The sequence below is a fragment of the Mycobacterium sp. genome, from assembly GCF_036490025.1.
GTDB lineage: Bacteria > Actinomycetota > Actinomycetes > Mycobacteriales > Mycobacteriaceae > Mycobacterium.
Map to the genome: position 1 here is coordinate 33,806 of NZ_DASXEP010000128.1, position 13,719 is coordinate 47,524.

Annotated in this window: 13 protein-coding genes and 1 pseudogene; 6 read left to right on the forward strand and 8 right to left on the reverse strand. The window is 65.1% G+C overall.

Translation table 11 applies throughout. The features are described from left to right. Positions 1 to 24: 24 nt before the first annotated feature. Complete coding sequence (locus tag VGG53_RS14385; RefSeq protein ID WP_331518733.1) at positions 25 to 1,260, reverse strand: GAF domain-containing sensor histidine kinase; 1,236 nt, start codon at positions 1,258 to 1,260, stop codon at positions 25 to 27. Then, a complete protein-coding gene (locus VGG53_RS14390; protein ID WP_331518734.1) occupies positions 1,257 to 1,907 on the reverse strand; it encodes a response regulator transcription factor in 651 nt (216 codons plus the stop codon). The genes VGG53_RS14385 and VGG53_RS14390 overlap by 4 nt, the downstream gene beginning before the upstream one ends. 120 nt (positions 1,908 to 2,027) lie before the next feature. Between VGG53_RS14390 and VGG53_RS14395 the strand changes: the two genes are divergently transcribed. After that, positions 2,028 to 2,561, forward strand: a complete 534-nt coding sequence (locus VGG53_RS14395) for a haloacid dehalogenase (protein ID WP_331518735.1) — start codon at positions 2,028 to 2,030, stop codon at positions 2,559 to 2,561. On the opposite strand, the gene mmsB is transcribed toward VGG53_RS14395, so the two are convergent. The 3 genes from mmsB to VGG53_RS14410 are packed head-to-tail and all read right to left on the reverse strand — an operon-like array spanning position 2,558 to position 6,149. Next, on the reverse strand, positions 2,558 to 3,433 hold the full coding sequence (gene mmsB / locus VGG53_RS14400) for a 3-hydroxyisobutyrate dehydrogenase (protein WP_331518736.1): 876 nt from the start codon (positions 3,431 to 3,433) through the stop codon (positions 2,558 to 2,560). The two genes, VGG53_RS14395 and mmsB, sit on opposite strands and share 4 nt — an antisense overlap. Before the next feature lie 12 nt (positions 3,434 to 3,445). Beyond that, the gene (locus VGG53_RS14405; RefSeq protein ID WP_331518737.1) at positions 3,446 to 4,621 is read right to left on the reverse strand and encodes an acyl-CoA dehydrogenase family protein; all 1,176 of its coding nucleotides are present in this window, start codon (positions 4,619 to 4,621) and stop codon (positions 3,446 to 3,448) included. Between the two features lie 7 nt (positions 4,622 to 4,628). Then, on the reverse strand, positions 4,629 to 6,149 hold the full coding sequence (locus VGG53_RS14410) for a CoA-acylating methylmalonate-semialdehyde dehydrogenase (protein WP_331518738.1): 1,521 nt from the start codon (positions 6,147 to 6,149) through the stop codon (positions 4,629 to 4,631). Between the two features lie 213 nt (positions 6,150 to 6,362). On the opposite strand from VGG53_RS14410, the gene VGG53_RS14415 reads away from it, so the two are divergent. Beyond that, complete coding sequence (locus tag VGG53_RS14415; RefSeq protein WP_331518739.1) at positions 6,363 to 7,187, forward strand: SAM-dependent methyltransferase; 825 nt, start codon at positions 6,363 to 6,365, stop codon at positions 7,185 to 7,187. Here the strand turns inward: VGG53_RS14415 and VGG53_RS14420 are convergent. The 3 genes from VGG53_RS14420 to VGG53_RS14430 are packed head-to-tail and all read right to left on the reverse strand — an operon-like array spanning position 7,184 to position 10,307. Then, complete coding sequence (locus VGG53_RS14420) at positions 7,184 to 7,549, reverse strand: DUF732 domain-containing protein (protein ID WP_331518740.1); 366 nt, start codon at positions 7,547 to 7,549, stop codon at positions 7,184 to 7,186. The two genes, VGG53_RS14415 and VGG53_RS14420, sit on opposite strands and share 4 nt — an antisense overlap. Before the next feature lie 43 nt (positions 7,550 to 7,592). Next, a complete protein-coding gene (locus VGG53_RS14425; protein ID WP_331518741.1) occupies positions 7,593 to 9,005 on the reverse strand; it encodes a PPE family protein in 1,413 nt (470 codons plus the stop codon). Between the two features lie 12 nt (positions 9,006 to 9,017). Further along, positions 9,018 to 10,307, reverse strand: coding sequence for a PPE family protein (locus VGG53_RS14430; RefSeq protein ID WP_414688969.1), 1,290 nt, complete (start codon positions 10,305 to 10,307; stop codon positions 9,018 to 9,020). Positions 10,308 to 10,870: 563 nt separating this feature from the next. On the opposite strand from VGG53_RS14430, the gene VGG53_RS14435 reads away from it, so the two are divergent. The 4 genes and pseudogenes from VGG53_RS14435 to VGG53_RS14450 all read left to right on the forward strand — a co-directional run bounded on the left by VGG53_RS14435 (position 10,871) and on the right by VGG53_RS14450 (position 13,718). After that, on the forward strand, positions 10,871 to 11,170 hold the full coding sequence (locus tag VGG53_RS14435) for a PE family protein (RefSeq protein WP_331518743.1): 300 nt from the start codon (positions 10,871 to 10,873) through the stop codon (positions 11,168 to 11,170). A gap of 55 nt (positions 11,171 to 11,225) precedes the next feature. Continuing rightward, a complete protein-coding gene (locus VGG53_RS14440) occupies positions 11,226 to 12,470 on the forward strand; it encodes a tetratricopeptide repeat protein (RefSeq protein WP_331518744.1) in 1,245 nt (414 codons plus the stop codon). Between the two features lie 87 nt (positions 12,471 to 12,557). Continuing rightward, positions 12,558 to 12,800 (forward strand): annotated as a pseudogene (locus VGG53_RS14445) (RNA polymerase sigma factor); the annotation flags it as partial. Then, positions 12,789 to 13,718 carry a metallophosphoesterase family protein gene (locus VGG53_RS14450; protein WP_331518798.1) on the forward strand — a complete coding sequence of 310 codons (930 nt, stop codon included), beginning with the start codon at positions 12,789 to 12,791 and terminating at the stop codon, positions 13,716 to 13,718. The pseudogene VGG53_RS14445 and the gene VGG53_RS14450, both read left to right, overlap by 12 nt. The last annotated feature ends 1 nt before the right edge of the window (position 13,719 follow it).

Below are 13,719 nucleotides of genomic sequence, written 5' to 3' on the forward strand. Positions count from 1 at the left end.
GCGATTCTGCGTCTGCTCGCGCTATTAGTCGATCATCGACGGCACCGGAATCGTCGCGGTGACCGTGGTCCCGGAGCCGGGCCGCGATCGAATGTTCAGCCGCCCGCCGACCAGCTCGGCACGCTCGGCCATCGACAGCACCCCGTAGCCGCCCATCTCATCGCTGCCCAGCGGGTTCTCGAAAGTGTCGAAACCTATTCCGTTGTCAACGATTTCCAGTCGAGCGGTGTCGTCGTCGAGCGCGAAGCGCAGGCGTGCCATCGAGGCGTTGGCGTGCTTGACGATGTTTTGCAGACCTTCTTGCGCAATCCGGTACAGCGCGATCTCGATGTGCTCGGGCAGTCGGACATCGGCCAGTTCGAGCTCCACGCCCAAGTGCGGGATCGACCGGGCGAGGCTGGCCAGGCCGCCGGCTAGGCCCAGATCGTCGAGCACCGGTGGGCGCAGTCCGCCGATCGCCGCCCGCGCCTCGCCCAGCGTCAAGCCGACCAGTTCGCGGGCCTCGGCGAGTTGGCTGGATGCTTCGGTCGGATCCACGGCGACGGCCCGCGCTGCCGCGTCCAGCCGGTAGGACAGCGTGATTAGGCGCTGCGAGATGCCGTCGTGGATATCGCCGGCGACGCGGCGACGTTCGATCTCCTGGGCCTCGATCACCTGCTCGACGAACAGTTCGTGGGCGCGCTCGCGGGCCACCAGCTGCCGGTGTAACCGCGCCTGGTGCATTGCGCCGGCGATCAGCCGGCCGATGACTCGCAGGAGTTCGACGTCGCCGTCGGTGAATTCGCGGCGCGCGACCGTGTGCACGTTGAGCACGCCGACCAGCCCGCCAGGATCGGTTTCCATCGGCATCGACACCATCGAGGTGAAATCGCGTCCGCGCAGCGACTCGATCGGCAGGTAACGGGGGTCGGCTTCTTTGTCGTGGGTGATGACGACTGCCTCACGGTGACGGGCGACCCAGCCGGAGATCCCGGATCCCAACGGCAGGCGTATCTTTCCTACCTGTCCGTCGAACGGCGGCGTCGCACCGGCGAGGGTGAGCGAGCGGTCGGTGTCGTCGAGCACGTGCACGAAACACACATCGGTTCCGGTGGCCGCGGTGATCATCCGTGCTGCCGCGGCGGCCAGTGGCTCCACACCGGGCCCGCTCGAGGCAGCCTGGATGAGCTCGCGCAGCAGCGCCAGTTCGCGATCGGTGTCGACGAGATCGCGGACGGCATTCGAATTGCGAGCCGTGTTATCGGGTTGCGGTGTGGTCATTGGTATATGCCCTCGCGCAACGCGGTGGCCACCGCGCCGGTGCGGTCGTTGACCCCGAGTTTGCGGTATATGGCGCGCAGGTGACTTTTGACCGTCTCCTCGCCGATCACCAGCTTCTTGGCGATCCCGCGGTTGGACAGCCCGTTGACCATGCACGACAGAATTTCGCTTTCGCGTTGGGTCAGCCCCTGCCGGGCGCCCGGCCAGAATTCGTCACGCTGCATGCGGGCCGCGGTGTCGGCCGCACGTGCCGCCATGCCCGGGTCGATCACGGTGTCGCCCTGATGCGCCAATTCCAGCTGCCGCACCAACTCGTCACTGTTGATGCTTTTCAACAGATATCCGCTGGCGCCCACTCGCAGCGCCTGAAACAGGTACTGCTCGTCGTCGTAGACCGACAGCATCACGACCTTGCGGTCGGGGTCGTGCTCGCGCAGCATCTTGCACAGGTCCAGTCCGCTGGAGCCCTGCATGCGCACATCGCACAGCACGACGTCGGGTCGCAGATCGGCGACGACCTCGATGGCGCGTTCGACGCCCACCGCCTGGCCGACCACCTGAACCCGGTCCTTGAACGCGGCCAGCATCGCCTTGAGTCCCTCGATGACCATCTCGTGGTCATCGACGAGCACCAGACGTACCGCCATGGCAACACCCTAAAGGCCCAGGCCTGCGCAGCGAACCCGGATAGGGTCGGTACGCAATTGGTCACGACAATCCCCCGAATGGGGGAGGCTCGCCGGCGGCGATTCGGGCACCCTGTGGGCGTGCGAGCCAAGGGTCAGACTTGTCCAGCCCGGAGTTTCTGGTGGGACCGTGAGTCACGGACGGAAGCGGATGTTCTGCGCGCGGTGATCTTCGATGCCGACTCCGCGCTTCCAGATGTCGAACACGACGGCCCCAGGACCGGCCTCATTGATTCGGTGATGAGTCTGTTCGTCGCGGGTATCTGGGTGAGCGTCGTGAGTCGCCGGCCACGGGACCAGGTGGAAACCCTGGTGCGACAAGTGGTCGGTGACGGGCTCGTGGAGACGATCGTGACCATCGATGACTTGCCCGAACCTGACACCGGGCTTGCCCGCGGCGGCGAGTTGTACCGGCTGGCGTTGTGGGAGATGGGAATAACGTCTCGCAGTGCACTGGCCATCGCGGGCTCGGGCCGTGGTGTGCGCGCGTCGGCTGCTGCGGGTTTGCCTGCGGTGGTGGTGGACACTCACGTCGGCTACGACGGTCCCCAGCTGCTCTCGGCGGGCAGTTGTCAACAAGCGCACCGGCGCTGGTGGATTCGGCAACCGGTCTAAGCGCGGCGCAGCGTTTCGATGATTGCGCTGAAGTCCTTGTCGCCGTTGGCCGCTGCGAATTTGGCGTAGATATCGGCGGCGTGGCTACCCAATGGGGCGGCCGAACCGGTGGAGTTGACCGCATCCATCGCCAGACCTAGATCCTTGTTCATCAGCGCGGCGGCGAAGCCAGCTTTGAAGTCGTTGTTGGCCGGCGACGACGGCACCGGGCCCGGCACCGGGCAGTTGGTGTGCACCGCCCAGCAGTTTCCGGTCGCGCCGGTGATGACGTCGAACAGCGATTGCGCCGACAACCCGAGCTTTTCGGCCAGCACGAACGCCTCGCCGATCGCGATCTGATGCACCGCCAGCACCATGTTGTTGCACACCTTGGCGGCTTGGCCTGCGCCGGCCGCGCCGCAGTGAATGATCTTGCCCGCCATGGGTTCCAGGATCGGATGCGCGCGGCGCACTACTTCCGATTCGCCGCCGACCATGAACGCCAGCGTGCCGGCGACAGCGCCGTTGACCCCACCGGAGACCGGCGCGTCGAGCTGGCCCACGCCGTACGTAGCCGCCAACGCGTGGACTTCTCGCGCATCGTCAACGGAAATGGTTGAGCTGTCGATGAACAGCGCGTCTTGCCGTGCGGCAGGCAGGAGCTCGGCGTAGCAGCGTTTGACCGCATCGCCGTGCGGCAGCATCGTGATGACGACGTCCGCCTCGGCGGCGGCGGCCGGTCCGCTGTCGGACACCGCGACGCCATGACCGGCGGCGGCTTGGGCGGCCGCGGGCACCGGGTCGAAGCCCCGCACGGTATGGCCGGCATCGACCAGGTTCTTCGACATGGGGCCGCCCATGTGGCCCAACCCCAAAAATGCGACCGTAGACAACTTCTGGCCCTCCTAGGCGCTGGCGCGCACCCGGGCAGCCTCGGCTCGGCCGATGACCACCCGCATGATTTCGTTGGTTCCCTCCAGGATGCGGTGCACCCGCAGATCGCGCACGATCTTCTCCAGACCGTACTCCCGAAGATAGCCATAGCCGCCGTGCAACTGCAGAGCTTGGTCCGCAACCTCGAAACACGTGTCGGTGACATAGCGTTTGGCCATCGCGCACAGCGCGACTTTGTCGTCGGCGTCGCTGTCCAGCGCGGCCGCCGCCCGCCACAACAACATTCGCGAGGATTCCAGGGCGGTGGCCATATCGGCCAGGGTGAACCGGACGGTGGGTTCGTCGAGCAGGGGTGCCCCGAACGCTTCGCGATGCGCGACATAGGTTGCGGCTTTGTCGTAGGCGGCCTGCGCTCCGCCCAGCGAGCAGGCCGCGATGTTGAGCCGGCCACCGTTGAGGCCGTTCATCGCGATACCGAACCCGCCACCCTCGCCGTCCACCCCGCCGAGCATCGCGTCGGCCGGCACCCGCACCCCGTCGAGCACCACTTGCGCCGTCGGCTGTGCATTCCAGCCCATCTTCTCTTCATGGGCACCGAAACTCAGTCCCGCGCTGCCTTTTTCGACGATGAACGCCGATATACCCCGTGGACCGGGCTTTTCCGAGCCACCGGTTCTCGCCATCACCACGTACAGGTCCGATGCGCCGGCCCCGGAGATGAACTGCTTGACACCGTCGAGCACGTAGTCACCGTCCTGCTTGACCGCGCGGGTGCTCAGCGCGCCGGCGTCCGAGCCGGCGCCCGGTTCGGTCAGGCAGTAGCTGGCGATCACCTCCATCGAAGCCAGCCGCGGCACCCAGTCCTTGCGTTGCTCGGACGTGCCGAAGGCGTCGATCATCCAGGCGCACATATTGTGGATGGATAAAAACGCCGCGGTCGTCGGGTCGGCCATGGCCAGTTGCTCGAAGATCCGCACCCCGTCCAGCCGCCGTAGCGCGCTGCCACCCACGTCGTCGCGACAATAGATCGCCGCCATGCCGAGCTGGGCCGCTTCACGCAGCTCGTCGACCGGGAAGTGATGCGTGGCATCCCATTCCAGCGCGTACGGAGCGAGGCGTTTGTCGGCGAACGCGGCCGCCGTCTCGGTGATGACCCGTTCCTCGTCGTCCAGACCAAAAAGTTGCATCGACAAGCTACTTCATGGTCGGAAGGACGAATTCGGCACCGTCTTTGATGCCCGACGGCCACCGCTGCGTCACCGTCTTGACCTTGGTGTAGAACTGGATCGACGCGGGTCCGTGCTGGTTGAGGTCGCCGAAGCCGGACCGCTTCCAGCCGCCGAAACTGTGGTAGGCCACCGGCACCGGGATCGGCACGTTGACGCCGACCATGCCCACCTGCACGCGGGAGACGAAGTCGCGGGCAGCGTCGCCGTCGCGGGTGAAAATCGCGACACCGTTGCCGTATTCGTGTTCGGAAGGAAGCGCGACTGCCTCTTCGTAGTTTTCGGCACGGACGATGCACAGCACCGGGCCGAAGATCTCGTCGGTGTAGATCGACATGTCCGTGGTGACGTGGTCGAACAGTGTGGGCCCGATGAAGAAGCCGTTCTCCAGGCTGGTTTCATCGAAGGTCAGCTCATCGGCGGTGCGCTCACGGCCGTCGACCACCAGGTCGGCGCCCGCCTCCACGCCCTGGCCGATGTAGTCGCGCACCCGCTTGAGTGCGGCCTCGGTGACCAACGGACCGTAGTCGGCCTTCGGGTCCAGGCTGTGCCCGACGCGCAACTGGTTGATCCGCTCAACAAGCCTGTGACGAAGCCGTCGCGCTGTTTCTTCGCCGACGGGCACCGCGACACTGATCGCCATGCACCGCTCGCCGGCGCTGCCGTAACCCGCACCGATCAGCGCGTCGACGGCCTGGTCCAGGTCCGCGTCGGGCAGCACGATCATGTGGTTCTTGGCCCCACCGAAACATTGCGACCGCTTGCCGTTGGCCGCTGCGGTCTCGTAGATGTACTGCGCGATGTCCGAGCTGCCGACGAAACCAACGGCCTGGATGTCGGGGTGGTGCAGGATGGCGTCGACGGCTTCCTTGTCGCCTTGGACCACCTGGAACACCCCCGGGGGCAGGCCGGCCTCGAGAAACAGCTCGGCCAGCCGCAGTGGCACCGACGGGTCGCGCTCAGAAGGCTTGAGAATGAAGGCGTTTCCGCATGCCAGCGCGGGGCCCGCTTTCCACAGTGGGATCATCGCCGGGAAGTTGAATGGCGTGATGCCTGCGACCACACCGAGCGGTTGGCGGATGGAATAGACGTCAATGCCCGTGCCGGCGCCCTCGGTGAACTCGCCCTTGAGCAGGTGCGGAATGCCGATGGCGAACTCGATGACCTCGATGCCGCGTTGGATGTCGCCCTTGGAGTCGGGGACGGTCTTTCCGTGTTCCAGCGAGAGGAGTTCAGCTAATTCTTCCAGGTTGGCGTTGACGAGTTCGACGAACTTCATCATCACCCGGGCCCGGCGCTGCGGGTTGAACGCCGCCCACCCTTTCTGCGCCTCCTTCGCGGCGTTGACCGCGGCGTCGACGTCGGCGGCGGATGCCAGCAGGACCTGTGCCTGCACCTCGCCCGTGCTGGGGTTGAGCACGTCGGCGGTCCGGGTCGATGAGAGGTTGCTGCGGCGTCCGTCGATGAAATGCGGAATCTGCGTGGTCATGGCTGTCCTCGGACATAGAAAAGGAGCAGTGGGTTTACTAGGACATCCTAGTAACTGGTGTGGCGTTGTGCAAATGGCGCCGGTCTTTCACCGGCATGACGCCGACGCAGTACGCCGAACAGCGGATTCTGTTGCCCAGCCATGTTCCCATCGCCGCGCGGGTGCGGCACAAATATCCAAGACCGCCGGCAACCGCTCGGTCATGATGGGGCGATGGATAGCACCAAACACGCAGTAGCGGCCACGGGTCTGCTCGTCGCGGCGATGCGGGCCGAGGAATCCACGCGCGACGACGCCCTTTTCCGCGATCCCTTCGCCGAACGGCTGGCCGACGACGAGGGCCGGCGATTGCTGGCAGAATCCAGCTCGAAGACGGGGCAACCGTCGGCGCCGATCATCGTCCGGACAAGGCTTTTCGACGAGGCGCTGCTGCGAGTGCATGCCGCCGGTGTGTCACAGGCAGTGATCTTGGCCGCTGGTATGGATGCCCGCTCCTACCGGCTGCCGTGGCGCGACGGCGCAACCGTTTACGAGGTCGACCAGCCGCACGTGATGGTGATCAAGGACGAGCGACTCGCCGGGGAAGAGCCGCGCTGCCGACGTGTGCCGGTTGGCGTCGACCTCGCCAATGACTGGCCGAAAGTGCTTCGGTCGCAGGGATTCAACTCATCGGCACGGACGGTCTGGTTGATCGAGGGGCTGCTGCAGTACATTGGCGCACCGGAGGTTGACCGGCTGTTCGCCCGCGTGGACGCGTTATCGGCGCCCGGATCGGTGCTGCTGTACGACGTCATCGGCAAGACGTTGTTGGAAGCACCGTTCTTGCAGGCGACGATGGAGTTCATGCAAAAGCTGGGCGCGCCATGGGTTTTCGGCAGCGACACGCCGGCCGCCCTCGTCGAAGGCCGCGGCTGGGCCGCGACGGTCACCGATATGGCCGTACCCGGCAACGCGTGGAAGCGTTGGGAGCACCCGGCGATTCCCGCCGATGTGCCCGGAGCGCCGCGCGGCTACTTCGTCGAGGCGGTCAAGACCTAACTCTTGCCGCCCTTTTTCTGTCCGGGTTCTTCGGCTTCGTCGAGTTGCCGCGGGCAGTACGCCTTCGCCGAGATCGTCGCGAACTGGGCGGCGCCGTTCTCGGTGAGTGCGGGGTTGTTCTCCTGCAGGTGCTTGATCAGGTGCAGGCCGGACATGCCGTTGTGGATATGTGCGCAGACCGCTTGGCCGGCGCTGATCGCCTGGCCCGGGTCGCCGAAGCCGATGCCCACTTTATGTAGGTCAGCAAGGAAGGCCTCATTGTTGTCACTGGTGGGTGACTCGTCGATGCCAGGTTCGGCGTGCGCCGGCACTGCGAAGACGATCCCCATCGTGATGCCGATCAGGGCTAACAGCGGTTTCATTGATCCTCCTTCGATGGTTGTTCTTCCGAATTCGCTTGTCGCGCTATCCCGTCTCGGCTGCGGGCTTCGCGGCCGCGGCCGGCACCTTGTCGTCGGCGCTCAAATGCACGGCATGGATGCCTGGTTTGTTCGACAGCCTTGCGACCAGATCGTCGAGCCCGGACTCATCGACGGTCCAGTGCTGAACCGCATCAGGCTGCTGCTGCAATTGCGCGATGACCTTGTCGAGCTTGACCGGGCCCTTCGTGCGCTCGGGTGCCGTCACGCGGGCCCGCACACCGGTTGAGCTGACGACGCGGGACGCGGGGCTGCCCAGCGCGCCACCGGTCAAGCTGCCCATCGTGCCCTGGTTGAGCAGGCTCAACGGGATATCGGTCGCGGGAGCTGCCGTCGCGGCGAAAGTGGTGTCCGGCAACGCCGTAGCGGTAAGCCTGATCGCTGGGGTGGCACCGGCCCAGCTGGGCGGCACCGACAATTTGCCGACCGCCTGCGCGCTACCCAGAGCCGCCGACGCCGCCCGCGCACCCAAGCCGGCGGCACCATGCCCCGGCGACGACAGGCCGCCGTTCAGCGATCCCAGAGGTACCCCGTGGCTCCAGGGCTGATAGATGAAGAAGTTCTTCCACTGTGAAATGCCCAAGCTGGTCGAGCTATTGCCGACGTTGGTCCAGGTGGCCTGGCTGCCCACTCCTGAAATCATGGAGGACAGGTTCGTCCACGTCGTGGTCAGATAGGAACCGCCCGGCAGGGAGTTGATCGCGTCGGTGAAGAAGCTGGTGTAGTCGGTGTTGAACTGGCCGACGTCGGTCAGAAACTGGCTGGCGTCGGCCTCGATTTGTTCGATGACCGTTTCGAGACTGGAGGACCCGGACGTGGTGCCCGCGGCCGTGGTTGCGGCCGCTTGGGCGGCCTGACCGCTGTCGTTGGTGGTCTGCGGTGCCTCGGTGAACGAGCCCAGCCCACTGGTCGCCGCCGACGACGAGCCTGCGTAGCCGAATAAGGCGCCGACGTCTTGCGCCCAGAACTGGGCGTACTCGGCTTCGGTGGCCGCGATCGCCTCGTTGTTCTGCCCAAGGATGTTGCCCTGCAGCAGGGATAGCAGTTGGCTGCGGTTTGCCGCGACGTCCGCTGGCGGGACGGTGGCTGCCAACGCAGTCTCGTAGGCACTGGCCGCAGCCCGGGCCTGGCCGGCGGTTTGCTCGGCCTGTGCCGCGGTTGTCGATAGCCACGACACGTATGGTGCCGCCGCCGCCGCAGCGGCTTCCGACGACGGACCTTGCCAGTCCCCGCTGACCAGCCCGGAAATAATCGACTGATAGTTGGAGGCGGTTGATTGCAACTCGCCGGCCAAACCCTCCCAAGCTGTGGCGGCGGCCTGCAGAGAACCCGTGCCCGGGCCCGAGTAGATCTTGGCGGAGATGACCTCCGGTGGTTGCGCTGCGAAATCGAAAACCATTGCCAGCCTTCCTTATTCCGCGCTGGGCGGGATCACGATGATGGTGGCGGTGGTGGCGATCTCATCGGTCGCCACAGCCCCGGGCACGCGGTAGGCCTGTCCCGCGACCGCGCGTGTCGCGGTCCCGCCGAGAGCGCGGCCGGCCAAGCTCGACAGCGCCGTCTCGCCGAACATTCCGTTCTGGCCGATCGCAGCCATCTCGGGAGCGGCGTCGACCGCGGTCGCGTCCATTTCGGCCGCAACCGTGCGAACGGCTGGGACCGCCGACGCCCAGTTCTGCGGGACGGAGAGCGCACCGATGCTGCCCGCTCGGCCGGCTACCGCCGACACGTCGGACGCGTAGGAGCCGCTGAGCAACCCGCTGTGCAGCAGCGGCGACAACGCCCCGACGATGGGCTTCGGGCTGAGCAGCGGACCGATGCCCTGGATGCCGGTACCCAAGGACGGGATGCTGATGCTGACCTGCCACCAGTTCTTGAACAAGGCCCCGATCCCGAGCGGACTCCACGGTCCGGAGCCGAAGGTGCTGACGGTGCTGGTGAAGGTGGTGATCGCTTTCTCAAAAAGCGTGATGCCGTTCGTCACCGAGGTCGGCAGGCCCGTGAGTCCCGCCGCGGGCGGGAAGAGGGACGAGAATTCGCTGTTGAGGCTGGTGAGCTGGGTGCCCCACTGGGTCAGTTCGGTATCCAGCTGTGTCAGCCACGACTCCAGACCGGTCCCGGTCGCGTCCGCTGCCGAGTTCGCGGCAGCCGCTGACTGGGTGGCCTGCCCGCTGTCATTGGTGGTCGCCGGCGCTGCGGTGAATGGGGTGAGCTGACTCGCGGTTGTGGCGGCGCCGGCGTAGCCGTACATCGCGACCGCGTCCTGAGCCCAGAACTCGGCGTAGGTGGCCTCATTGGCCGCGATCGCCGGCGTGTTTTGACCCAGAAAGTTGGTCGCGACCAGCGCGGCCAACAGGGCGCGGTTGGCGGCGATCACCGGCGGCGGCACGCTGGCAGCAAAGGCCGCCTCGTAGGCGGCCGCAGCCGCCTGGGCTTGGGCTGCCGTCTGCTCGGCCTGGGTAGCGGTGCCGCTCAGCCACGCTGTGTAGGGCGCCGCCGCATCGGCTGCGGCCACCGAGGAGGGCCCTTGCCAGCCCGAGCTGGTCAACTCGGTAATCGTCGATGTGTAAGACGCTGCGGTGGTTTGCAGTTCGCTCGCCAGAGCGTCCCACGCGGTCGCAGCGGCCAGCAGCGGTGCCGAGCCCGGCCCCGAATAAATCCTGCCGGAATTGATCTCCGGCGGCAGCGCTCCGAAATCCAACATCGCTTCCCTCGCTTGAGCTGTGTGGTCCGCGGCACCCCGCGCGTCGTCGCACTGGGCCGCAAAAGCTGTCGGAAGCGTCCGTCAACCCTGGCAATTAGGGACTAATTGCCTGGTAGTTGGCTGGATTTTTCCGTTGTTGGAAGGCTAGCCAGCGCCGTCGATTCTGGCGCTGGCCTACGTCGAGGAGTTACACCTCGTCGCCGGACGCCGGCAGTCATGACCGCCGTTCGAAGGCTTGTTGAGCGAGGTGCAAAAGCCGCGTGTGAACTGGTGAAACCCCGGCTCCCCGGGCGGCCCATCAGTCCCACGCGGCCAGTGAACGACCGGTGTCGGCGAATAAAAATCTGGTAATCAAAAACTCGGATCTCGGATGCCGGGGTTTTGTTCGCCGTCAAGGGTTTCCGGGCGTTTCAGCACGCCACAGCGGGTTTTGCGGCCGCTGTTGGCCGAACGCTGCCGAGCCGATTGAGGCGGGCGCGAGCGTCCATATACCTGCTTCGGGGCCAGACAGGCCTACAGTCTTCTCAAGAAGCGATGTTTGCACTTGAGGAGACATACACATGTCATTCGTCACCACACAGCCCGAGGCACTGAACTCGGCGGCAACGGCCCTGGGTGGGATCGGCTCGTCGTTCAGCGCCCAGAACGCCGCCGCGGCCGCACCGACAACCGGAGTGGTTCCCGCGGCGGCCGACGAAGTGTCGGCGCTGACCGCTGCGCAGTTCGCCGCCCACGCGCAGCTGTACCAGGCCGTCGCGGCGCAGGCCGCGGCGATCCACGAACAGTTCGTGAACACATTGGGGACCAGCGCCGGGTCGTACGCGGCCACCGAAGCGGCAAACGCTGCCGCCGCAGGCTAACTAACGACTCTCTGTCGGCAGGGGACCCGATGGCACCCGGCCGACGGCTTTTGTGATGGGAAGATCAGTGTCGGAATCTGTTCCGCACGCGTCGACCGCCCCTCGCCAAGCCGAACGTCTGATGCAGGCCGGCAGTTTCGCCTTAGCGGCGGAGATCCTCGAGCAGGCCGTCGAGCAGAATCCCACCCTTGAGGCGTTATACCTGCTCACCACTTCGTATCTGGAACTCGGAGAGCATGACCGAGCACTTCGCTACGCCTCGACCGCGGTGGAAAAGGACCCATCCTCTGCGCCGGCCAGAGATCTACGCGCGAAGGTGAATTTGGCTCTGGGGCACTACGATTCCGCGTTGTCGGATTACATCGCTCTTGCCGACCTCTGTCGCGAACAGCGTCCGATACCGCCCGATCAGTACTCGATTCCAGTACATTTCGCCTTGCACAACATTGAACAACTCGACCACATCGTGGCCGTCGCCAATCGCGATAAGCAAGCGTCCGCCGGAGTTTTGACCGACCAACTTCACGGTCTACGTCGCGGCCTCACAGACGTGATCGACAAGGCAAACGGCGAAGCCCCATGGGTGTCTGTTCCGGGGAAGAGCAGTCGGATTCTGGCCGACCCGCCGTATGTAAGGGTTGCCGAGGAGAGGCTGCCGCAATACTTGAATGCGGGCGTGGACTACGAACCGATTCAACATGGCCTCTCGACCGGGCAGAAGGTACAAGTCATCGATGACTTCCTCGCTCCGGCCGCGTTAGAACAAGTGCGCAAATTCTGTCTGGAGTCCACGGTCTGGCGACACCCGTATAAGTTCGGCTATGTCGGTGCTTTTCCTCAAGACGGATTCGCCAGCGTCTCGCTGTTCGCTATCGCCGAAGAGCTTCTGGCAGCACTGGGCCAAGCTTTCGATGGATATCAACTGGCGCAGTGGTGGGGATTCGTCTACGACTCCAACCTGCCGGGCACTGATATTCACGGTGACGATGCCGATTTCTCGTTGAACTTGTGGATCACTCCCGACTCGGCCAATCTTGACCCGGACACGGGCGGCCTCGTCGTGTGGGACAAGACGGCGCCGAATGATTGGAGCTTTGACACCTACAACTCGGGCGGGGACAGGGTTCGGCAGTTCCTCGCGGAACACAACGCTGAATCGCAGGTCATTCCGCATCGCGCGAACCGGGCAGTCCTATTCGAAGGACACCTGTTTCATCGAACCGACGGATTCACCTTCGCACCCGGATTCGCTAACCGGCGACGCAGTCTGACCTTCTTGTTTCGACACAGCAAGGGGTAAGGCGGGCGACCGTGTAACCCGAGACGCTATAAAGCACAGACAGGCAAAATTCTCGGTGCAGCCACGCTCTCGACAGGCAGGCGATATGTGACGGCACACGGCGATTCCGCCGCCCAGCGGCACCTGCGGGTGCTGCCGGGCGGCGGTTACCCGGACTGGGAGGCGGTCTACCAAGACAACGCCACCTGGGTTTATCGCACCATCTACGCGCGAGTCGGCAACCGCGCCGACGCCGAAGATCTCACCGCCGAGGTCTTCCTGGCCGCGCTGCGGCCGCTGCGATTGACGGCCACGGTCGGTGAGGTTCGCGGCTATCGAATGACGGACGCTCCGCACACGATGAGCCGGCGCCAGTTGATCCGGCACAGCGCATGGTTCGGTGCGGCCGTCGGCCTGGCGGTGGTCGGCGGCGAAGTCGTCTCGCACGCCGCCGGCGCCGCAGACGCTGCCCGCATTCAGGGCCGGCCCGCGCTGAGGTTTGCTCAAGTCAGCGACAGCCACATCGGGTTCATGGGTAAAGCCAATCCGAATGTCGCAGCTTCGTTCAGCGAAGCGATAGATCGGATCAACGACTTGGGCTACACCCCGGACTTCGTCATTCACACCGGCGACCTGACTCATCTGTCCACCCCCGGTCAGTTCGATCAGGTCAGCCAAATGATGACCGGGCTGCGCACACCGCACGTCTTCACCGTGCCCGGCGAGCATGACTCGGTCGACGACGCGGGCCAGAAGTACCGAAGCGCGTTCGGCGCCGGAACCCGTGGCGACGGTTGGTACAGCTTCGACATTGCCGGGGTGCATGTGATCGCGCTGGTGAACACACTGGACATGAAAAAACTTGGGCACCTTGGTGTCGACCAGCTCGAGTTCGTCGCCAAGGACGTTGCGACGTTGCGCAGCGACACGCCGATCATCGTGTTCAGCCATATCCCGCTGTTCGCCATGTATACGGATTGGGGCTGGGGCACCGACGATGCGGCCCAGGCACTGAGCTATCTGCGCAGATTCTCATCGGTAACCTGCCTCAACGGCCATGTGCATCAAGTGTTTTCCAAGACCGAAGGCAACGTGACGTTCCACAGCGGAACGACAACCGCCTACCCGCTGCCGCATCCCGGCGATGGTCCGGCGCCCAAGCCGGTCACCCTGCCGGCTGGCAAATTACATGATGCGCTGGGCATCCGTGCGGTCAGCTACACCAAGGGCCGGAATGCTCTTGCATTGAAAGAACAGGCGCTGCAATGAT

Coding starts and splice junctions, on each gene's coding strand:
- VGG53_RS14385 (WP_331518733.1), bottom strand. CDS start 1,260: ATGACCACACCGCAACCCGATAACACGGCTCGCAATTCGAATGCCGTC.
- VGG53_RS14390 (WP_331518734.1), bottom strand. CDS start 1,907: ATGGCGGTACGTCTGGTGCTCGTCGATGACCACGAGATGGTCATCGAG.
- VGG53_RS14405 (WP_331518737.1), bottom strand. CDS start 4,621: ATGCAACTTTTTGGTCTGGACGACGAGGAACGGGTCATCACCGAGACG.
- VGG53_RS14410 (WP_331518738.1), bottom strand. CDS start 6,149: ATGACCACGCAGATTCCGCATTTCATCGACGGACGCCGCAGCAACCTC.
- VGG53_RS14415 (WP_331518739.1), top strand. CDS start 6,363: ATGGATAGCACCAAACACGCAGTAGCGGCCACGGGTCTGCTCGTCGCG.
- VGG53_RS14420 (WP_331518740.1), bottom strand. CDS start 7,549: ATGAAACCGCTGTTAGCCCTGATCGGCATCACGATGGGGATCGTCTTC.
- VGG53_RS14425 (WP_331518741.1), bottom strand. CDS start 9,005: ATGGTTTTCGATTTCGCAGCGCAACCACCGGAGGTCATCTCCGCCAAG.
- VGG53_RS14435 (WP_331518743.1), top strand. CDS start 10,871: ATGTCATTCGTCACCACACAGCCCGAGGCACTGAACTCGGCGGCAACG.
- VGG53_RS14440 (WP_331518744.1), top strand. CDS start 11,226: ATGGGAAGATCAGTGTCGGAATCTGTTCCGCACGCGTCGACCGCCCCT.
- VGG53_RS14450 (WP_331518798.1), top strand. CDS start 12,789: ATGACGGACGCTCCGCACACGATGAGCCGGCGCCAGTTGATCCGGCAC.